Origin of the sequence: Sulfurimonas sp. HSL3-2, assembly GCF_039645965.1 — a bacterium.
GTDB classification, from domain to species: domain Bacteria; phylum Campylobacterota; class Campylobacteria; order Campylobacterales; family Sulfurimonadaceae; genus Hydrocurvibacter; species Hydrocurvibacter mobilis.
This window is the reverse complement of record NZ_CP147917.1, coordinates 1,166,684-1,187,384: the sequence shown is the minus strand read 5'-3', so window position 1 is coordinate 1,187,384 and position 20,701 is coordinate 1,166,684. Positions and strand designations below refer to the sequence as shown.

At 40.3% G+C, this 20,701-nt stretch carries 16 protein-coding genes; 11 read left to right on the top strand and 5 right to left on the bottom strand.

Going from position 1 to position 20,701, the window contains the following annotated elements; genetic code table 11:
* Positions 1-6: 6 nt before the first annotated feature.
* Positions 7-1,251 carry a GGDEF and EAL domain-containing protein gene (locus WCX87_RS05945; protein ID WP_345978437.1) on the bottom strand — a complete coding sequence of 415 codons (1,245 nt, stop codon included), beginning with the start codon at positions 1,249-1,251 and terminating at the stop codon, positions 7-9.
* Between the two features lie 192 nt (positions 1,252-1,443).
* Between WCX87_RS05945 and WCX87_RS05940 the strand changes: the two genes are divergently transcribed.
* The 3 genes from WCX87_RS05940 to WCX87_RS05930 are packed head-to-tail and all read left to right on the top strand — an operon-like array spanning position 1,444 to position 7,171.
* Positions 1,444-2,322, top strand: a complete 879-nt coding sequence (locus WCX87_RS05940; protein WP_345978436.1) for a substrate-binding domain-containing protein — start codon at positions 1,444-1,446, stop codon at positions 2,320-2,322.
* Between the two features lie 2 nt (positions 2,323-2,324).
* Positions 2,325-4,820, top strand: coding sequence for an EAL domain-containing protein (locus tag WCX87_RS05935; protein WP_345978434.1), 2,496 nt, complete (start codon positions 2,325-2,327; stop codon positions 4,818-4,820).
* A 2-nt stretch (positions 4,821-4,822) separates the two neighbouring features.
* Positions 4,823-7,171, top strand: a complete 2,349-nt coding sequence (locus WCX87_RS05930) for a PAS domain S-box protein (protein ID WP_345978432.1) — start codon at positions 4,823-4,825, stop codon at positions 7,169-7,171.
* Here WCX87_RS05930 and WCX87_RS05925 read toward each other — a convergent pair whose 3' ends face one another.
* A complete protein-coding gene (locus WCX87_RS05925; RefSeq protein ID WP_345978431.1) occupies positions 7,172-9,676 on the bottom strand; it encodes a cation-translocating P-type ATPase in 2,505 nt (834 codons plus the stop codon).
* 129 nt (positions 9,677-9,805) lie between these two features.
* Between WCX87_RS05925 and WCX87_RS05920 the strand changes: the two genes are divergently transcribed.
* The 8 genes from WCX87_RS05920 to WCX87_RS05885 all read left to right on the top strand — a co-directional run bounded on the left by WCX87_RS05920 (position 9,806) and on the right by WCX87_RS05885 (position 16,771).
* Positions 9,806-10,231 carry a CoA-binding protein gene (locus tag WCX87_RS05920; protein WP_345978429.1) on the top strand — a complete coding sequence of 142 codons (426 nt, stop codon included), beginning with the start codon at positions 9,806-9,808 and terminating at the stop codon, positions 10,229-10,231.
* 9 nt (positions 10,232-10,240) lie between these two features.
* On the top strand, positions 10,241-11,452 hold the full coding sequence (ilvA, locus tag WCX87_RS05915) for a threonine ammonia-lyase (RefSeq protein ID WP_345978427.1): 1,212 nt from the start codon (positions 10,241-10,243) through the stop codon (positions 11,450-11,452).
* 4 nt (positions 11,453-11,456) lie between these two features.
* On the top strand, positions 11,457-12,359 hold the full coding sequence (locus WCX87_RS05910) for a phosphatase (RefSeq protein WP_345978426.1): 903 nt from the start codon (positions 11,457-11,459) through the stop codon (positions 12,357-12,359).
* Positions 12,360-12,454: 95 nt separating this feature from the next.
* Complete coding sequence (locus tag WCX87_RS05905) at positions 12,455-14,149, top strand: acetolactate synthase large subunit (RefSeq protein WP_345978424.1); 1,695 nt, start codon at positions 12,455-12,457, stop codon at positions 14,147-14,149.
* Positions 14,150-14,623 carry an acetolactate synthase small subunit gene (gene ilvN / locus WCX87_RS05900; RefSeq protein ID WP_345978422.1) on the top strand — a complete coding sequence of 158 codons (474 nt, stop codon included), beginning with the start codon at positions 14,150-14,152 and terminating at the stop codon, positions 14,621-14,623.
* A gap of 1 nt (position 14,624) precedes the next feature.
* Positions 14,625-15,578, top strand: coding sequence for a UDP-3-O-(3-hydroxymyristoyl)glucosamine N-acyltransferase (lpxD, locus tag WCX87_RS05895; protein ID WP_345978420.1), 954 nt, complete (start codon positions 14,625-14,627; stop codon positions 15,576-15,578).
* A gap of 3 nt (positions 15,579-15,581) precedes the next feature.
* Positions 15,582-16,532 carry a UDP-3-O-(3-hydroxymyristoyl)glucosamine N-acyltransferase gene (gene lpxD / locus WCX87_RS05890; RefSeq protein WP_345978418.1) on the top strand — a complete coding sequence of 317 codons (951 nt, stop codon included), beginning with the start codon at positions 15,582-15,584 and terminating at the stop codon, positions 16,530-16,532.
* 20 nt (positions 16,533-16,552) lie between these two features.
* On the top strand, positions 16,553-16,771 hold the full coding sequence (locus WCX87_RS05885; protein WP_345978416.1) for a hypothetical protein: 219 nt from the start codon (positions 16,553-16,555) through the stop codon (positions 16,769-16,771).
* Positions 16,772-16,820: 49 nt separating this feature from the next.
* Here WCX87_RS05885 and WCX87_RS05880 read toward each other — a convergent pair whose 3' ends face one another.
* The 3 genes from WCX87_RS05880 to speA all read right to left on the bottom strand — a co-directional run bounded on the left by WCX87_RS05880 (position 16,821) and on the right by speA (position 20,701).
* Positions 16,821-17,987 carry a pyridoxal phosphate-dependent aminotransferase gene (locus WCX87_RS05880; RefSeq protein ID WP_345978415.1) on the bottom strand — a complete coding sequence of 389 codons (1,167 nt, stop codon included), beginning with the start codon at positions 17,985-17,987 and terminating at the stop codon, positions 16,821-16,823.
* A gap of 172 nt (positions 17,988-18,159) precedes the next feature.
* A complete protein-coding gene (gene cysE / locus WCX87_RS05875) occupies positions 18,160-18,861 on the bottom strand; it encodes a serine O-acetyltransferase (RefSeq protein ID WP_345978413.1) in 702 nt (233 codons plus the stop codon).
* Between the two features lie 10 nt (positions 18,862-18,871).
* Positions 18,872-20,701 carry a biosynthetic arginine decarboxylase gene (gene speA, locus WCX87_RS05870; RefSeq protein ID WP_345978411.1) on the bottom strand — a complete coding sequence of 610 codons (1,830 nt, stop codon included), beginning with the start codon at positions 20,699-20,701 and terminating at the stop codon, positions 18,872-18,874.

Here is a 20,701-nt window from a genome sequence, read left to right as displayed (position 1 = left end):
TTGTAGCTAATTAGGAGTAAACACGGGTTTAGAAAAGTAATATCCTTGAAACATATCAACATCCGTATTTTTTAAGATGTCGTATACCTCTTTGCTGTGGACATATTCAGCAACGACTTTTATGCCCATCTTATGTGAAAATGCGACTATCGCTTCGACTAAAGTAAGAGCTTTGGAGTCTATATCTACATTCTTAACCAGACTGCCGTCTATCTTTATGATGTCAGGCTGGCTTGAAAGTATCATCTCAAGATTTGAAAACCCGATTCCAAAATCATCGATGGCTATCTGTACACCGTACTTTCTGACCTTGTTTATAAACGAAAGCAGCATCTGAGTGTCTTCGATGAGTTCGCTTTCTAGTATCTCGAATGTACAGCGTTTTGCCACATCGGGATTCTCTTCTAAAAATCTATAAAGTGAGTGGATAAGCTCTTTGTTTTTTATATCCTGATAGGCGAAGTTGATGGAAAAAGAGTTCTCACTGGTCTTTAGCATATTTAGTGCTTTAAAGATGATGATCTTGGAGAGTTCGTTATATCTTTTGGTCTGTATGGATATATCTAAAAACTGGACAGGCGAGACGTAGGTCTTTTCCGCTCCGTTATCTTGGACAAGACGCATAAGTACTTCATGCTTTATGATCTTCTCGTCTCTGTTGAGGATCGGCTGAAAAAATGGCTGTATATTGTCGTTTTCGATCGCTTTTTTGATCTCGTTGTTCCAGTAGATATAGTTTGAGAGAGTCTTGATGTCGTTTGTTATATTTGAATACGCCGAAAATTTAAGGTAGTTCTTTTTAGCATGCTGCAAGGCGCTGCTGGCTTTTTCAAGTATCATATCTTCTGCTGTTGCAAAGCCTATGGTGACATGTATGTTTATGATGTCGCTGATAGCATCTAAGTATATATCATACTTTGACATCTGTTCTATTATATTTTGAACATCCTCATAGATGTCTTCAAAATCGATTTTTGCATCATAGTCCAACAGAGCGAACTCATTGGAAGTGACACGGTACGCTTCATATCCTCTCTCTTGGGCGACCTGCTTAATATAGTTTGCCGTCTCTATAAGGACCGTATCCCCTGATTCCATGCCGTAAAGATTGTTAATGGAGTTGAAGTTGTCTATATCTATTAAGATCAAGTTTCCGATACGCATATTTAAAACATCTTGGACTAAAGATACTCTGCTTTTTAAATAGGTAAGAGAATCCGTCAATAATAAATGCGTATCTTCATATTTCATAGAACTTTTCCAGTAAAAAAGATGATTGTTCAGAATAATAACAAAATTAGTTACATATTTTACTTTATGCTAAAATTCCACGACGATTTTTAAAGTATAGATTTACAAAGATATAGATATTATATAGACAATATTGTATGAGTTTTGAGTGATTGGAGTTTAAATTATATGCTAAGGGTTATTTTCACGCTTTTGCTACTCTTTATATCGACTTATGCAAGTGGAGTAAAATTCATCGCATTCGCTCAGGACAATATGGCAAACGACTTTCGTAAGGCCCAGGTCTTCGAAGCCAGAGACGCTGTGTTAAAACATAAAGACTGGAAGTTCGTATATTCAGACGCGAAAGGGAAGACCTCACTTCTTATTTATCAGATAAACGAGTTTATAGAAAAGAGGGTCGATCTTATCATTTTAGGGACAAACGATGCTGATGCTGTTGTACCTGTCGTGACAAAAGCCTATAAAAGCGGGATACCTGTCATAGTATTGGATAGAGGTATAAACTCTCAGGAGTACACCACCTTTATAAACTCCGATAATATAAAAATCGGTTCTATCGGTGCTAAGTATATAGCGAAAAAACTGAACTATAAAGGGATGGTCTTACTTTTTGAAGGTCTGCAAAAAGCCGATGTCACACACCTGAGAAGTAAGGGTTTTTTGGATGAGATATCAAAATATAAAGATATAAAAGTCATCAAACGAACAGGAAACTATCTGAGACGCGATGCTATTGTGGAGATGCAGAAGCTTATACAAGAGGGCGTACATGTAGATGCGATCTTTTCAGAAAGCGACAGTATGTTAAGCGGAGTACGAAGCGCACTTTTAAGATTTGACATGGACCCTTCAAAGATCATAATGATCGGTTGCGATTATACGAGTGAAGCCAAAGAAGCGATCAGAAACGGGACACAGACAGGTTCGATCCTCTTTCCGCTTGGTTCTAAGCAGGCGGTGGATATAGCGGTGAAGATATTTGCCGATAAGAAAATACCAAAACATATTTTTATACCGGTGAAACTGGTCACAAAGGAAAACGTTGAAAGAGTGGAACCGATATTTTGATAATGAAATTTAAACTAACGACTAAAATATCTTTAATAACACTCTTTTCAATAATTACGTCGATCGGCGTATTGGGTTTTTACTTTGACGAGTTTTTAAAAAATATCTATTTTGAGGATGCAAAACAGCGCATAAGCAATGCTAAAGAGAAGATCTATTTTGATATAAAAAACAAAGAACAGGACCTTATAAAAGGGGTGAGTTTTATCCAAGACGATAGGACTATGAAGGCATCTATAGCACTGATAAATAATTACCAAAATAAAAAACATTATAATGCCGTATTGCTTGATGAAGAGAAAAAAGATATAGCCCTTCAGCTTTTAAGAAGGGTGAAGATATCTTTTAACTCAGATATCGCGTTATATGATAAAAATGCAGAACTCATAGCCTTTGTCTTTAAAGATGACAAAGACTACAAGTTAAACTATGTTTCCTATGAAAACTCCAAACCGGTCATATATTCAAAATACGAGTTTGAGGATCTTTATAAAAAGAGTTCTCTCGATGACTATACAAAGGATATCAACTATAAACATATCCTGTATTATAAACAGCCTGAACTAAAAGACAGAACGCTTATCACATATCACTATATAAACGGCAGTCTCTATATAAAGTCGCATAAAAGCATGTTTGATAAAAAAGGTGTCTCTACATCGCACATAGAGATGTCTTATAAGATAGATGACAACTACTTTCAGAACATTTCAAAAAATCTGAATATGAAAGTATTTATGACTCCCGACAGCAAATATACAAATGATAGACTAAGCCTTTTAGATAAATCGGATCTGGATGATATCGATATTACTCAGTCGGATCTACAGTATTACAGCTCTTTTATCGTAGTCACTAAAGAACTGCCTTTAAATATAGTCATCTCGCTGGATAAATCGATACTAAACAGTGCACTTAATAAAAACAGGATAGAGCTGGTACTCTTTTTGATCTTGATAACGATGGTCACGTTGATAGTGCTTTATTATCTGCTGAACTTCAATCTATCTAAACCTCTAAACAGGTTGATGAAAAATATTTTTAAAATCGAAAGCGGTGATTATTCCGAATCCGAGATAATAAAAAGCGGAGATGAGCTACAAGAGATATCCGTCAATATAAATGATCTGGCAAAAGCTGTACATAACCGTGAAAAAGAGCTGAAAGAGTCGCAAAAAAAATTGGAATATCTTTCAAATCATGATGAACTTACAAATCTGCTCAATAGAAGGGCATTTGATGACAGTTTTAACGAAGCTCTTACTTATGCGGCTGAACATCAAGGGCATAAAGTCGCACTTTTCTTTTTAGACTTAGACCAGTTTAAACAGGTAAACGACACGTTAGGACACAATGTAGGAGATGAACTGCTGCAGAAAGTCTCGGACAGATTAGTAGAATTTTTGGTAGACAAAGCGGTGTTTGCCAGAGTTGGCGGAGATGAGTTCAAATTATATGTTGAAAATTTCGATAATATCCAATATGTAGAAGATCTCGCAAAAAATCTGTTAAGACAGTTTGAAAAGATCTTTCAATGCGGCGATTTTGAGATAAGTACTACGGCGAGTATAGGCGTCGCGATTTATCCCGATCATGGGACAGACTCCGTCACGCTTATAAAAAATGCCGACTTGGCGATGTATAGGTCAAAAGACAAGGGAAGAAACAACTACAGCTTTTTCTCTGTGGAACTTGCAGAGTTCTTGGAAAAACGTACAAAGACAATAAATGCGCTGAAATATGCACTTAAAAACAAAGATGAGTTTATGCTGGTCTATCAACCGAAAGTATCTATAGCGACTGAGAAGATAGTCGGTATTGAAGCGCTTGTCAGATGGAACAGCGCTACTTTAGGACATGTAAGTCCCGGTGAATTTATAGGGATCGCAGAAGATACCCATATGATCATAGAGATCGGAAAATTGGTATTGGATAAAGCCTGTGAAGACTTTATGAAACTTAAAAAAGAGGGCTATATATTAGAACACATCAGTGTCAATATCTCCTCTATCCAGCTTCATTACAGTGATCTTTATAAGACACTAAGCGATGTCATCGCAGAAACCGGCATCGGCACACACGAGCTCGAGCTTGAAGTCACCGAGAGTTATATCGCTACAAACGAGATAAAAGCTATAGATACTCTAGGAAAGTTTAGAGAGATGGGTGTCGAGCTTGCTATCGATGATTTTGGGACAGGATACTCCTCTATGAGTTATCTGCAAAGACTTCCGATCACACGTTTAAAAGTTGACAAGGCATTTGTAGACGACCTGCCGTATTCAATAGAGAGTGTCGCAGTCGTAAAAGCCATCCTTGCCCTGGCAAACACTTTCGGACTTAAGATAACCATAGAGGGTGTAGAAAATGAAGAGCAGTTAGAGTTCTTTAAAGACAAATACTGCGACGATATACAAGGGTATGTCTACTCTAAACCTTTGTCGCTTGAAGAGTTGAAGATATTTATAAAAGAGAATCTGTCAAAAGGTAAAGAGTAAGTATGAGATTATCATTAAAATACAAGTTTATTTTATCATTTATAGTAACGGAGGTCCTATTTATCTCTGTTATCGTATTTTATAATTTTTCATCATTACACAACTTGTCAAAATCATTGATCGATGAGAAGGTCGAAACTGCAAATAAGCTTTTTACGGAACTGATACAGGCACCGCTTGTAGTCTATGATAAAAAAACGCTTGATAACGCGATCGACAGCTTTACAAATATCAAGAACATAGTCGCAGTTGAGATACTAGATAAAGAAAATAGAGTCATCTCTCATGTTCATATTGATGCAGAACTTTCTAAAAAGATATTCGATGCAAGATCAAAGAAGGTAGAAGCTGAGGGAAGGACATTTATACTGAGTGTTTTACCTATCAAGATGCATGATAAAGCCATCGGCAGTGCAAAGATCATCTTTGAGGTCACCGACAGTTTAAAGACGATAGAGGACAACAGGAACTTTACTTTTTTAGTCAGTCTATTGGGGATTATATTGAGTGCAATGTCGGTCTATATAATCGGAAACAGATTGACGCATTCATTGGAAAGACTGACATCATCTGCTGAGAAGATAGCAGAAGATGATCAAGTCATAATCCCCAATCTGGGAAGAGACGGGGATGAAATGTCCATTTTGTCAAAAGCAATGCGTATTATGCAAGAACAGATAGCACAGAGAAACAGGAATCTCAATGATGTAGTGCAAAAACTGCAAGACTCATCTGCTTTACTCAAAAAAGAGAGAGACTTTCACAGTGCTCTGCTTGATCAGGCCAGCAGCATAGTTCTTGTTATGAACCCTAAAGGCGAAGTCGTTCTTTCTAATAAAGTAGTAGAAACACTCACAGGCTATACTCAAAATGAAGTCATAGGGAAGGTGGCTTGGGAGATGTTTATACCCAAAGAAGAACAAGAAAGGGTAAAAAGGGTATTTTCATGTCTTGTCACAGGAGATTTTCCAAATACGTACGAGAATACATGGATCGTAAAAGACGGAACACACATCCCTTTTACATGGTCAAATTCCTGTGTTTTGGATGAAAATGGAAATATCGAATATATCATAGCTATCGGTATCGATATTACTGAAAGAAACAAGACCGAGCAGACGATTAAAACGCTTCTTAACTCACCTGTCGTCTCTATTATTCTGATATCTGTCGATGAAAGGATATTGGAAATAAATGATATAGCTTCCAAACGTTTAAACAATACTCCTGACAGACTAAAAGGTAAATATATCTCTGATTTCTCTACAGCAGAAAGTTCACAGTTAAGAGGAAGATATATAAATGAACTTCTTATAACTAAAAAACCTTTGATGTATGAGGAGAAACAAGACGGGAAAATATTTAAAAATCATCTTTACCCGATACTCGACAATGACGGAAATGTTCTTCAGATATCTATCTTTTCTCATGATATCACCGAGTTTAAAAAAGCACAAAAAGAGCTTGATAAATACATCAGACTTGTTGATGAGAACGTCATCATCTCCCATACGGATACTGAAGGGATAACGACAAGTGTCAGTAAGGCTTTTTGTAAACTTACAGGTTATACGGCTAAAGAGCTTATAGGCAAAGAGTACAATATTATCAGACATCCGGATATGCCGGCGACTACCTATGAAGACCTGTGGGCGACGATTCAAAAAGGCAAGATGTGGCGCGGAGAGATTAAAAATCAAACTAAAGACGGTCAGTCCTACTGGGTCGAGACGAGTATATATCCGGATTTTGACGATGACAAAAACATCATCGGTTATAACGCGATCCGTCAAGATATTACCAACAGGAAGAAGTTAGAGGCGATCTCGATCACGGACCCTTTGACTAAACTGTATAACAGACGCTATTTTGATGATATATTTGACACTGAGATAAAGAGAGTAAAAAGAGAGAAAAAAGTTTTTTGTCTGCTCTCTTTGGATGTAGATAACTTTAAGATGTATAACGATACTTACGGACACCAGATGGGTGATGAAGTGCTTGAAATGATCGCACATATACTAAAAGAGTATATGAAAAGGGCAGGTGATTTCGCTTTTAGAATAGGCGGAGAAGAGTTTAGCGCGATCTTTAGTGAAGAGGATAAGAACAGTATATACGACTTTACGGATAAGATACGTAAGTCGGTAGAAGAGAAAAAGATCGAGCACAAAACAAATAATATTTCACCTTATGTTACCGTCTCGATCGGGGTCAGTTTTATAGATTTTAGTAAAAATAGTAAAGTGACGACCGATAAATCTGCTCTTTATAACCACACCGATGAACTTCTTTACAAGGCGAAAGCTAAAGGAAGAAATGTTGTGGTAGTTGAAGAAAAAAAAGATTGATCAAGATCGATAACGCAGTATCTGCAGCCATATTCCGCTAGCCGTTAAAAGTATCAAAGAAGCCGCAGCTGTCTGAACATCTATCGGTGAAAATTTCATGATATCACGCAGCAAGGGGACAAATATCACGGCGCTTAGGATGAGAGCCACACCGCCCAGCATATAGATTATCCACGGATTGCTCTCTTTTATCTTTAGCCTGATCGGATCTCTAAAGGTTCTGTTCGCCAAGACCAGAAAAAAGAGTGTCAAGACAAATGCGATGAACACAGAGATACGTATCTGCGCATCACTCCATTCCATCTGCTGTAAAACATAATCTCCCGCTATCAGTATAAAAGCTATCCCGCTGCCTTGAATAAGTGCATGTCCGACATTTGAAAGAGCAAACGGACTGGCATCGATATGCCTAGGCGGACGTTTCATAATATCGGCTGATGCAGGTTCTGACTCAAAGACGATGGAGCAGGCAGGGTCGATAAGAAGCTGTAAAAGTACGATATGCGCAGGCATCAAAAGTATAGGCCACTGTAAAAGTGCAGGCAAAAGTGTGAGTATGATAATGGGCAGATGCACGGCAAAAGCAAAACGTGTAGCTTTTGTGATGTTGTCATAGATGCGTCTTCCCTGCGATATAGCGGCTGTTATACTTGCAAAGCTATCGTCAAGCAGAACAAGAGATGCCGCTTCACGGGCGACATCGGTACCTCTTTGTCCCATTGCAATCCCTACATTTGATACTTTGAGTGCTGGAGCATCATTGACACCGTCTCCAGTCATACCGACTATTTCACCGCTGTCTTGCAATACCTGTACAAGTCTTAGTTTATGTTCAGGCCTCATACGTGCACAGACCGTAATGTTTTTTAAGCGCTCTTTTAAAACATCGTCACTGAGAGATTCTATCTCATCACCTAAGATGATTTGAGCATCATAAGCCAAGCCGACTTCTCTTGCTATCGCCTGTGCCGTCGCCGGATGGTCGCCTGTAAGCATAAGCACTTTGATACCTGCATTTTGACACTCTTGTATGGCAGCGGGTACTTCTGGGCGGATAGGGTCTATGAAACCGACCAGACCAAGAAAAGTAAAATCAAAATCATGCTGACTTTTTGGCCACTCCTCTGCCAGATCTTTTTTTTTCCACTCACCGCGTGCGACTCCAAGGACACGTAGTCCGCGTTTGGCCATCCCTTCTACTCTTTGCTGGATATCCTGCAGTTTTTCTTCAGGAAGATGACACAAATCTGCTACGGCTTCGGGAGCTCCTTTTGTAGCCAGCAGATAGAGCGAAGGTCTTTCGGTAGATATAACGCGCGTCATCGCGAGGATCTCAGGAGAGAGTTCATACTCAAAATGGGGAACAGTGTCATCATGTATATGCTCGGTACCGCTTAGAAGTTCATGTCCAAAGGACTGTATCGCTTTTTCCATCGGATCAAAAGGGTTTTGCGGTGTTGCGAGCATGGCGAACTCTACAAGTGAGTGGAACTCCTCTTCAAGCGTTTCCTCTGATGATATAAATGAATTTTCGTCTATTGAGAGTTCTGCGACCTGCATAGAGTTCTGCGTCAATGTCCCTGTCTTGTCAACTGCAAGGACAGTGGTCGTCCCAAGTGCTTCTACTGCCGTGATATCACGGGTAAGGACGTTTATCTTGGAGATGCGCCATGCACCGAGTGCCAAGAACACTGTTAGAATAACCGTGATCTCTTCAGGCAGTATTGCCATCGCCAATGTGATGCCTGAAAGGATACTCTGTAAAAATGACTGCTCGTTTAACAGCCAGTTTACAAGTACAAGCAGTACTACCATCGCAAAAGCGATCATAACAAGATTTTTTATGATGACGCGAGAGGACCGTTGTAGTCTTGACGTAGTCTCGTATGTCTCCAAGAGTGCTTTGCCGATGCCTCCTACTGCTGTCGCATTACCGGTTTGCTGTACCAGTGCTTTTGCGTAACCCTTTGTGACGATAGTACTGGCAAAGAGTGAAGAGCTTTCATCTCCGGGTTCGCTTACCATTTTATTTACGGGTACGGATTCTCCCGTAAGGAGTGATTCGTCAACTGAAAGCTGACCGTTTATGAGAGTAGCATCTGCTGGAATGCGGTCACCTTCATGCAGTATAAGCAGATCTCCAGGGACGACATCCTGTCCTGCAATACGCATCTTTTTGCCGTCTCGTATCACTAAAGCACGCGGCGATGAAAGGTCACGAAGGGATTCTAAAGCACGTTCTGTCTTATGTGTCTGGATCAAAGTGATCCCGATGACTACGAAGACAAAGACAAGTAAAAAGAGCGCTTCGGCAAGATCACCGAGCAGAAGGTAGATGCCTCCGGCAACGAGCAGCATCAAAAACATAGGTTCGCTTACAACACCGATGATGATACCAAACAGTGTCTTCGGTCGGCTGTCAGGCGGCAGGTTAGGGCCATACTTCTTTAAACGTATGACAGCCTCCGCCGAACTAAGCCCGATGTTTTTGATCTCTTCGCTCATACACACTTCCTTACATGTAAAGAGTACAAGTGTAACTCTATTTTTCTTAAAGTTTATCGACACCTTTGCAGATTTTAGGTACAATCCATTTTAAAATGAATTATTTAATATATATGATAAGGATGCAATATGGAGTGCGAATTTCCAAGTATAAATTCTAGCAGAGACGATATAAGAGAGATTTTTTCTAGCGTAAAAACAATTGCGGTCATCGGGTTGTCACCTGATGAGACTAAAGACAGCCACAGAGTCGCAGCGTATCTTCAAAACTGCGGTTATAAGATAGTTCCCGTATATCCAAAGGGTGAGACTATTCTTGGTGAAACGGTATATAAATCTTTAAAAGAGATCCCTTTTGCTGTCGATATGGTAGATATTTTCCGTAAAGCCGATGCACTTGATGCCATAGCAGATGCATGTATAGAGCGCGGTGACGTTAAAGTGTTCTGGTCTCAGATAGGCATAGTCAACAATGCAGCGGCTAAAAAAGCGCAAGATGCGGGTATGAAAGTAGTTCAAAGTCAATGTGCGATGGTAGATCATCGTAATATATAGGGATAATATTTGTTAGATATAAATAAAATATACGAAGCGCGCGAACGCATCAAAGATGTCGTCGTTCATACACCGTTTTCTTTCGCACCTTACCTTAGCGAAGCATCGGGCTGTGAGGTCTACTTAAAAAAAGAGAACCTTCAGGTCACGGGTGCATTTAAGATCCGCGGTGCGTATAACAAGATAGCTTCGCTCAGTGAAGAGCAAAGACAAAGCGGTGTTGTAGCTGCGAGTGCGGGTAATCATGCTCAAGGCGTAGCGTTTTCGGCTCAAAAGTTCGGCATCAAAGCGACTATCGTCATGCCTGATTCTACACCTCTTACAAAGATAAACGGTGTGAAACACTACGGAGCTCAGGTCATCTTAGCCGGAACAAATTATGATGAAGCTTATGCTTATGCGCTTCAATACGGAGAGGAAAACTCTTTAGTGTTCGTCCATCCTTTTGAAGATGATGAAGTGATGGCAGGTCAGGGGACTCTGGCATTAGAGATATTAGAAGAAGCAAAAGAGTTAGACGCCGTGCTGATCCCTGTCGGGGGCGGAGGTCTTATCTCCGGAATGGCAAAGGCTTTTAAAGCTCTTAATCCGCATATTCAAGTGATCGGTGTAAGTGCAAAAGGTGCGCCTGCACTGAAAAACTCTTATGAGATGGGACGTCCTATCGACTCTGTTTCGGTGCGTACTATAGCCGATGGTATTGCTGTTCGTGATTGTTCGCCTATCACTCTTGCATATATCATTGAGAGTGTCGATAAGTTTATAACCGTGGATGATGAGGAGATCGCAAGTGCGATACTCTACCTGTTAGAACGTCAAAAACTTGTTGTGGAAGGTGCAGGAGCCGTAGGTGTCGCAGCACTTTTACATAACGAGCTTCCTGAGTTAAAAGACAAGAAAGTAGCCGTAGTGTTAAGCGGCGGAAATATGGACGTGACACTGCTTTCGGTCATCATCGAAAAGGGTCTTATAAAGTCAAGCCGTAAGATGAAACTGACAGTGACTTTAGTAGATAAACCGGGTTCATTGATGAGACTCACAGAGATACTCAAAGACCTCAATGCGAACATTGTTCATATCTCTTATGACAGAACATCCATCTCTCTTGATTACGGAGATGCAAATGTGACTATCCACCTTGAGACTAAGGGTGAAGAGCATCAAGAGCAGATCATATCCGTCTTACAAAAAGAGGGATATTTGAGCAGATATATCAATTGATCCGATGATAGCCATAGATCTAGGCTCAAACACTCTTCGATGTATCACGTACGATTGTGATACAAAAGAGTGGGGCGAGGAGTATGAAGCGATCGTCAAGACTGCTGAAAACCTGCATCAGAACAAGACCATCAGTGAAGAAGCGGTTCAAAGAGTCATAAATGCTTTGCAAGAAGCTCAAAAGAAACTTGATTTCAAATCGCATGAAGTGTATGCTGTCACGACTGAAGCGATGCGTCAGGCTGTTAATTCTGATGCAGTACTCTATGAGATATATGCCAAGACGGGACTAAAGTTCGAGATTATAGACGGTGATAAGGAAGCAAGGTTTACGACAAAAGCCGTAAAGAACAGACTTGATATTCTGTCCTTATCATCTTCGTCATTTGCGTTAGTAGATATAGGCGGCGGTTCGACGGAGATCATCTTTTACGATAATGGAAAGATCACTTCAAAAAGTTTTAATATCGGGATAGTCACGCTTACGGACATTTCTGAAAATATAGATGACATAGAGACGAATCTTCAAAAACTTTTAGTCCCGGTCAAAAAGTATATAGACTCTTACTATGATGAGCATAAAAAACCTGATATTTTTGTTCAGACAGCAGGTACTCCGACTACTATCTCGGCATATCTGCAGGGAATGAACTATAACACTTACGATGCTTCGAAAATAAACGGCTATAAGCTTGATATGGAAGGATGTAAAAAGACGATGCAGGAACTCCTGAAAATGGATGATGAAAAGAGGTCTTTTTATGTCGGTGTAGGAAGAGAAGATCTCATAATATCGGGGATCATCATAGTCGAAAAACTGTATGAAGTCTTAGGGTATGAGAGCTCCGTCGTGATAGATGACAGCCTCAGAGAGGGTATCGCGCTTTCATATTGCGATAAAGTGTGATAAATAGAAACTTAAAAGAGATAAATTTAAGTAGATTTAACCTAATATATAGTTCTTTATATATATAATTAGCGAATTTTTAAAAAGGAGACGATATGCAGATTAGTGGCGCACAGATGGTCATTGAAGCATTGATCGCTGAAGAAGTTGATACAATATTTGGTTATCCAGGTGGCGCGATCATGAACGTCTATGATGAGATATACAAACAAAACTCTTTTAAACATATTTTGACTCGTCATGAACAAGCTGCTGTACATGCGGCAGAAGGCTATTCAAAGGCTAGCGGTAAAGTCGGCGTAGCTATGATTACAAGTGGACCGGGATTTACTAATGCTGTCACAGGTCTGGCAGATGCATATATGGACTCTATTCCTTTAGTCGTTATAAGCGGGCAGGTTCCTATGAGCCTTATCGGTACGGATGCGTTTCAAGAGATAGATGCGGTCGGAATTAGCCGTTCTTGTACAAAACACAACTATCTGGTAACCGATGCGGCGGATCTTCCTCGTGTCCTAAAAGAAGCTTTTTACATTGCTCGTACAGGTCGTCCGGGTCCTGTTCATGTTGATATCCCAAAAGATGTCACGGCACAGATCGCAAAATTCGACTACTCTAAAGAGGTCGATATTGAGACATATAAACCGACGACTAAGGGTAATACTCGTCAGATAAAAAAAGCTGTCGAAGCGATAAGAGATGCGAAACGCCCTCTATTTTACTTAGGCGGCGGTATCATCAACTCAAATGCTTCTGAAGAGGTAAGAAAACTGGTCAAGATTACCGGTATTCCTGCTGTTGAGACATTTATGGCTCGCGGGACATTAAGTGTGGAAGATCCACTTTTGATCTCTATGCTGGGTATGCATGGAAGTTACGCGGCAAATATGGCTATGAGCGAGACAGATCTTGTTATCGCATTAGGTGCAAGATTCGATGACCGTGTTACGGGAAAACTTAGCGAGTTTGCAAAAAATGCACAGGTCATCCACGTAGATATCGATCCGGCAAGTATCTCGAAGCTTGTGACTGCTGATTTTCCGATAGTCGGAGATGTGAAACATGTTGTTAAGAGTATGCTTGAAGTCGCTAAGACGACTATTGATAAAGAGCGTTATACTCCTTGGTTAGAGACTATTGAGAACTTTAATAAGCTTCATCCGCTTTCATATAAAGAGGACAGTGAAGATATCAAACCTCAATGGGTCATCCAGAGAGTCGGTGAGTTACTTGGCGATAAAGCAAATATCTCTACTGACGTTGGACAGCATCAGATGTGGACGGCACAGTTCTATCCGTTTACTCGTGCACGCCAGTTTATCAGTTCAGGCGGACTTGGGACGATGGGATTTGGTTTCCCTGCGGCCATCGGCGTAAAAGCAGCTGATCCCAAACGTGTAAGTATAAACTTCACGGGTGACGGTTCGATTTTGATGAACGTTCAGGAGCTGATGACTGCAGTCGAGCAAAAACTGCCGGTTATCAACATCATCCTAAACAACAACTATTTAGGAATGGTTCGTCAGTGGCAGACACTTTTTTACAACAAACGCCACTCAGAGACAGACCTCTCTTTACAGCCAGACTTTGTAAAGCTTTCTGAAGCTTTTGGCGGGATAGGGTACAGAGTAAGTACTAAAGAGGAGTTCGATGCGGCATTAAAAGACGCTGTAGAGAAAAACGTAGTCGCTTTTATCGATGTAAAAGTACACAGACTAGAAAACGTTATGCCGATGGTACCGGCCGGCGGATCGCTATTTAATATGATGTTAGAGTATAAGGAGAAGTAAATGGAAGCAGCAGAAAGACGTGTAATTTCGGTTATCGTAATTAACGAAGCTAGCGTGCTATCTCGTATTACTGACCTTTTCTCGGGACGTGGTTACAATATCACATCACTTACGGTAGCACCGATACCTGAAAGTAGATATTCTCGTCTTACGATAGTCACATCTGGTTCAGTCCGTGTGATAGAGCAGATCACAAAACAGCTTCATAAGCTGATACCGGTTTTAAAAGTTATCGAACATGCTGATCTGGTAGAAAAAGAGATGGCGCTCGTTAAATTTCCTATCACTGAAAATATTAGTGATATATCTGCTCTTTGTGAGGCATATAACGGAAATATCGTTAATGTCAGCGAAGATGTGATCATAACGATGGTCGCAGATGAACCAAAAAGAGTCGATTACTTTTTATCGGCAATAAAGCGTTTCCATCCGAAAGAGATAGTTAGAAGCGGTGCAGTCGCACTAGAGCGTTAATATGTTGTTATCTAGCATAGCAGAGGCTCTTACATGTAAACATGTAGGAGCAGATGTCGAGATAACATCTATGAATAACCTTTCAAATGCAACAAGCGGACAGCTGAGTTTTGCAGAGCATAAAAAATATGCATCAGAACTGCAAAACTCCAAAGCATCCGCATTTTTAATACCTTCAAGCCTAGTCGACAGTATTCCAGCAAACTCCTCATATATCATCTGTGAGAATGTCTCTATATCTATGGCACTTGCTACAAAACTCTTTGCTCCAAAAAAGATAGATTTTAACACACCTGATCCGGTCATGGGTGAGGGCACATATATCGATATAAGAGCAAATGTAGAAAACGGTGCTGTCATAGGGAAGAACTGTACGATAATGGCAGGTGTTTATCTAGGTTCACACGTCCATGTAGGAGACAACACGACTATCTATCCAAATGCCGTCATATATCGTGACTGTAAAATAGGAAGTGATTGTATTATCCATGCCGGAACTGTTATAGGCGCCGATGGATTTGGATTTTCTCATACAGCAATGGGTGAGCATATCAAGATTTACCAAAATGGAAATGTCGTGATAGAAGATGATGTGGAGATCGGTGCGAACTGCGCCATAGACAGAGCGGTATTTGGCTCTACTGTCATCAAAAAAGGTGTTAAACTGGATAACTTTATCCATATCGGTCATAACTGTGAGATAGGTGAATACAGTCTTTTCGTCGCACAGTCCGGAGTAGGCGGTTCTACAAAGCTTGGACGTAACTGTGTAGTAAGCGGACAGAGCGCATTCACGGATCATCTGGAAATAGCACCTTTTTCGACGTTTACTGCAAGAAGCGGAATAACAAAGTCTATAAAAGAGCCTAAAGGTGTTTGGAGCGGATATCCTCTTATGCCTCACAAAGAGTGGATGAGACTTCAAAGCAAAATCGCAAAACTTATAAAAGAGTAACAGATGGATATAAAAGAGATAGCAAAAATTATAGGTATCGAGTATAATGGAACATCTTTTGAGGTTACAGGTGTAAATACTTTAAAAGATGCGACCTCTTCACAAATATCGTTCGTGACAAATTCAAAGTATCTAAAAGATATCGAAGAGTCAAAAGCAGGTGCGATCATAGTAAACACTGCAACAGCTCCGAGTGTACCGGATTCTACCATAGCTTTAGTCGTAGATGAGCCGTATCTGATGATGGCAAAAGTGACTAAATATTTTGCACCGGGTATCGAAGATGAAGATGCACCAAAAGCCGTAATAGGCGAGGGCTCTAAAGTCTCTCCTAAGGCTGAGATAGCAAATGGTGCAATTGTGGGTAAAAATTGTACTATTATGGCAAATGTCTATATCGGAAGCAACTGTGTGATCGGTGATAATACGATACTCTATCCGAGCGTGGTCGTGTACCGTGACTGCCGTATCGGAAGTGACTGTATCATCCATGCAAATACGACGATCGGAAGTGACGGTTTCGGATTTGCGACAAACAAGATGGGACAACATACGAAGATATACCAAAACGGAAACGTAGTTGTTGAAGACGATGTCGAGATAGGCAGTTCTACTACCATAGACAGAGCTGCTTTTGGAACGACGCTTATAAAGCAAGGCGTACGTATAGACAACCTTGTGCAAGTAGGTCATAACTGCGAGATCGGCGAATACAGCGTATTGGTATCTCAAACAGGAGTGGCAGGCTCGTCAAAACTCGGACGCAATGTCGTTATGGGCGGACAGAGTGCTACTTCAGGGCATTTAGAGATTGCACCGTTTACCACATTAGCTGCAAGAAGCGGCGTTACAAAGTCTATAAAAGAGAGCGGAAAGACATTTGCAGGATTTCCGTTAATGGATCATAAGATGTGGTTGAAACTTCAAGGAAAATTGGCTAGACTTATAAAGTAATATAATATAAGGAAGCCAAGATGTCTCAAAATACTATAGAAACGACAATACCTTTACACGCTACAAACAAGGGTGTAATATCGATCTCTAAGATAGATGAGCCTTACGGTGCCGGAAGCGGTACGGTTGCAAGCATAGGGATCTCTTTAGCAGGCATAGCGAGTGAACCGGATTGGAAGGTTCATATTCCGTTAGAAAATTTAAATGATGTTATAGAAGCGCTTACGAAGTTAAAGTAGGTGTGGATCTCCTTACATGTAAACTCTTACATGTAAGGAAAAGAAGAGGTTATTTAAGACCTTTTACAAAGCCTTCGATACGTTTAATACCTTCTCTGATACTATCGATATCAGTAGCAAAACTAAATCTGAAATATCCTTCGCTACCAAAACCTACACCCGGAACAACAGCAACACCTGTTTGCTCTAGTAAATCTTTTGAGAACTGTAAAGAGTCATTGCTTATCTCTTTGATATTTACGAAAAGATAGAATGCACCGTCAGGTTTTAAAACAGAGAGTCCATCGATCGCATTAAATAGCTGTACAGCTTCGTCACGACGCTTTTTAAACTCTACTCTCATCATCTCTATATCTTTATCTGCACTGCCGTCAAGCCCAGTTATAGCAGCTTTTTGCGTGATAGAGTTGATGTTTGACGTACTTTGACTTTGTAGTGTCTTAGTCGCTTTGATGATATCCGTACGGTGTGAAGCCATATATCCAAAACGCCATCCAGTCATTGCAACAGATTTACTAAGACCGTTGATCGTGATTGTACGTTTAAACATATCTTCGCTTACCGCTGCAGAAGATGTAAACTCACCGTCATAGATCAGTTTTTCGTACATCTCGTCACTTGCAACGATGATATCAGTACCTTCTAAGACTTTTCCAAGAGCTGTCAGTTCATCTCTTGTATAAACTGAACCTGTCGGATTTGAAGGTGATGTGATAACGATCATCTTTGTTTTAGGCGTGATAGCGTTTTTCAGTTGCTCAGGAGTTATTTTGAAACCTGAAGCATCATCAGTATCGATCTCTATAGGAGTCCCGCCACAGTACTTTACAAGTTCAGGATATGTGACCCAGTACGGAGCAGGAATGATAACTTCATCTCCCTCTTCGACGATAGCAGAGAAAAGGTTGAATAAAGAGTGCTTCGCACCGTTGTTTACGATAACTTGTGCCGGAGTGTATGTCAGGCCGTTTTCTCTTTGAAGCTTATCTATGATAGCTTGTTTAAGTGCAGGTATTCCATCAACAGCAGTGTATTTAGTAAAACCATCGTTTATTGCTTTTATAGCAGTGTCTTTGATGACTTGCGGTGTATCAAAATCCGGTTCGCCGGCAGAAAAACTAAGAATATCTTTTCCTTGCGCTTTTAGCTCTTGCGCCAGGTTAGATACAGCGATAGTGATAGACTCAGATAGGGCATTTATACGTTTAGTAAGCATGGTTATACCTTAGGTGAAATAAATTGTGAAATTATACCAAAAATATTGAGATCTCTTAGTTAGAATTGTAATATAATGGAGAAAAACTCTGCTTCATAAGAGGCAAGCTTCAGCGGACACAGCGGCCTAAGCGAAGTAAAAGGGGCTTTGCCCCATTTTACGGATTAAAACATTAGTTTTTCATAGACTTGATAAAGGACTCGTAGATCTTTTCTAGTTCTATATCTTTTTCTAAGAGGTTTTTATCATCTTCCATGATGATGTGTTCAAGTATCGCGACACGTTTGAGAAGGTATTCAAACATCTCTTTATTGATGTCAGGAAGCATATTGTGCATAAAAGGGTCTTTACAACGGCCTTTTTCTATCGTATGAGCTGGAATACCGATAGCAGTAGAGCAAGCAGGGACGTTTCTTACGACTACAGAGTTCGCACCGATCTTTGAGTGCTCACCGACAGTGATGTTTCCGAGGACTTTTGCACCAGCACCGATAACGACATTATTTCTTATCGTCGGATGGCGTTTTCCCGGTTCCAAGCTGACTCCGCCGAGTGTTACACCCTGATAGATAAGTACGTCGTCTTCGATGATCGTAGTCTCACCGATAACAACACCGAAACCGTGGTCAATAAAGACACGTTTACCGATAGTCGCACATGGATGAATATCTATGTTTGTCACTATCTGGTTAAGACCCATGATCATACGTGCGGTCTTTTTAAACCCTTTTCTACATAATCTGTTTGATAACCTATACCATGCAATAGCCCAAACACCCGGATAATTAAATAAAAAATTTATGTATGAGGTAAGAGCCGGGTCGTTTTTATACGCGTTTGTAAAATCCTCTTTTATTTCACTAAATAGTCCCAAGAAAACACCTTTATTTTGTCGTTCTAAGATAACCGTTTTGATACATATAGATCTCTAATTTTTGAAGTGTATCATTTTTTTCTTCTTCTGTTATAAAGTTACTTTGTAACAGATTCGTTTTAAGTTTGATTAATAATTCGCGGGCATTATACCCCATGTCGTCAAGGATGTCCATAACACTGATAGAATCTTCTATATTATTTAGTATAAAGCCGTCTTTAGTTATCTCAACGCTACATTCACTAGGATGGGAAAAGAGGTTATGGTTCATTCCTAATGTCTCTTGGTAAGCACCTACATTGAAAAATCCTAAGAAATACTCTTCATTATCAAGATCTACATCATGCAGGTAAAGAGGTTTTTTAGGATCAAAACCTATCTCGCCGTCACTGTCACATGTGATATCCCAAAGAGACGCAGGACGGATCGCTTTTTGATCCAGTCTGTCTAAAGGCATTACCGGAAAGCTCTGACCAAGACCCCAGTAATCAGGAAGACTTTGAAATATCGAACTGTTGATCAGATATCTTTCCTGTAGTCTCTCTTGCAGCCTTTTTATCTCTTGAGTAGGGCTTTCTTGTGCGATATAAAGCGCTTTTTTGATGATATTGTGCGCTAATATCTCTGCATTTGATCTGTCTTGTAGATCTATATATCCAAGATCGAACAGTGTTAAAAGCGATTCGATATGGTCAAGGGCATCATGGATATACTCCATAGCGCTCTTAGGGTTTAAAAGCTCATGCAGCTCTTTTAACTCTTCTATAAGAGGAGGATTTACCTCTTTAAACTTGATATGCTTCATCTGATAGTCCTGCGTGAACAGTTCCAAGACAGGAGTGACCAAGACTGCATGCGAAGCCACGATAAAACGACCGGATTCCGTATAGATGTTCGGATGCTCGACTGATTTTGAGTTACTTACTTCACGAAGAAGGAAGACAACATCGTTTGCAAACTCCTCTATAGAGTAGTTTTTTGCAGATTCGTCTTTGTGTTGTGAGTATTCAACTGCAAGACCACCACCGATATTGATGCTGTCAAGTGCTTCTGCACCCATCTTTTTAAGCTCTGCATAGATATTCCCGGCTTCTCTTAATGCTCTTTTTAAAGGAGAGATATCAGACATTTGAGAGCCGATATGAAAGTGAAGCATCTTAAAGTGTGCCATCTTGTCAGAATCACGTAGAAGCTGCATCGCTTCAAGTATCTCAGTAGATGTCAGTCCGAATTTTGCATCCATACCGCCGCTTTTTGCCCAAGTCCCGCTTCCAGAAGAGTGAAGGCGCAGACGGATACCTATATTTGGCATCTTAAGATTACATGACGCCGCAACATCTAAAATGGTCTCAAGTTCGCCTAATCCCTCTATGGTAATAGTAATGTTATGCCCGCTGTGTGCTGCTATAAAGCCAAGTTCGATAAGTTCCGTGTCTTTAAACCCGTTTACGGTTATCGGATAGCCAAGAGGTGTGTAACTCATTGCCAAGAAAAGTTCAGCTTTTGAGCCTGCTTCAAGTCCGTATCCTCTATCACTTCCATTTTTTGTAATCGCTTCGACTACATTTGGGAACTGGTTTACTTTAAGAGGAAATACGGCATTGAAATTTCCGTTGTAGTTATTTTCAGCGATAGCATTGGAAAAAGAGTTGAACAGCGTGTCTATCTGCTTTTTTATCAGATGTTCAAAGCGCAGTATCAAAGGCCCTCTAAGACCGGATGCTCTGACTTTTTGTGTGATATCGATTATAGACGGCTTTGAACCGTGATTGATACATACTTTTCCGTCTTTGACTATAAAATTCTCATTACCCCAGATATCAATACCATAGTTTCTCAT

Coding starts and splice junctions, on each gene's coding strand:
- WCX87_RS05945 (WP_345978437.1), bottom strand. CDS start 1,251: ATGAAATATGAAGATACGCATTTATTATTGACGGATTCTCTTACCTAT.
- WCX87_RS05935 (WP_345978434.1), top strand. CDS start 2,325: ATGAAATTTAAACTAACGACTAAAATATCTTTAATAACACTCTTTTCA.
- WCX87_RS05930 (WP_345978432.1), top strand. CDS start 4,823: ATGAGATTATCATTAAAATACAAGTTTATTTTATCATTTATAGTAACG.
- WCX87_RS05925 (WP_345978431.1), bottom strand. CDS start 9,676: ATGAGCGAAGAGATCAAAAACATCGGGCTTAGTTCGGCGGAGGCTGTC.
- WCX87_RS05920 (WP_345978429.1), top strand. CDS start 9,806: ATGGAGTGCGAATTTCCAAGTATAAATTCTAGCAGAGACGATATAAGA.
- WCX87_RS05910 (WP_345978426.1), top strand. CDS start 11,457: ATGATAGCCATAGATCTAGGCTCAAACACTCTTCGATGTATCACGTAC.
- WCX87_RS05905 (WP_345978424.1), top strand. CDS start 12,455: ATGCAGATTAGTGGCGCACAGATGGTCATTGAAGCATTGATCGCTGAA.
- ilvN (WP_345978422.1), top strand. CDS start 14,150: ATGGAAGCAGCAGAAAGACGTGTAATTTCGGTTATCGTAATTAACGAA.
- lpxD (WP_345978420.1), top strand. CDS start 14,625: ATGTTGTTATCTAGCATAGCAGAGGCTCTTACATGTAAACATGTAGGA.
- lpxD (WP_345978418.1), top strand. CDS start 15,582: ATGGATATAAAAGAGATAGCAAAAATTATAGGTATCGAGTATAATGGA.
- WCX87_RS05885 (WP_345978416.1), top strand. CDS start 16,553: ATGTCTCAAAATACTATAGAAACGACAATACCTTTACACGCTACAAAC.
- WCX87_RS05880 (WP_345978415.1), bottom strand. CDS start 17,987: ATGCTTACTAAACGTATAAATGCCCTATCTGAGTCTATCACTATCGCT.
- speA (WP_345978411.1), bottom strand. CDS start 20,701: ATGAGAAACTATGGTATTGATATCTGGGGTAATGAGAATTTTATAGTC.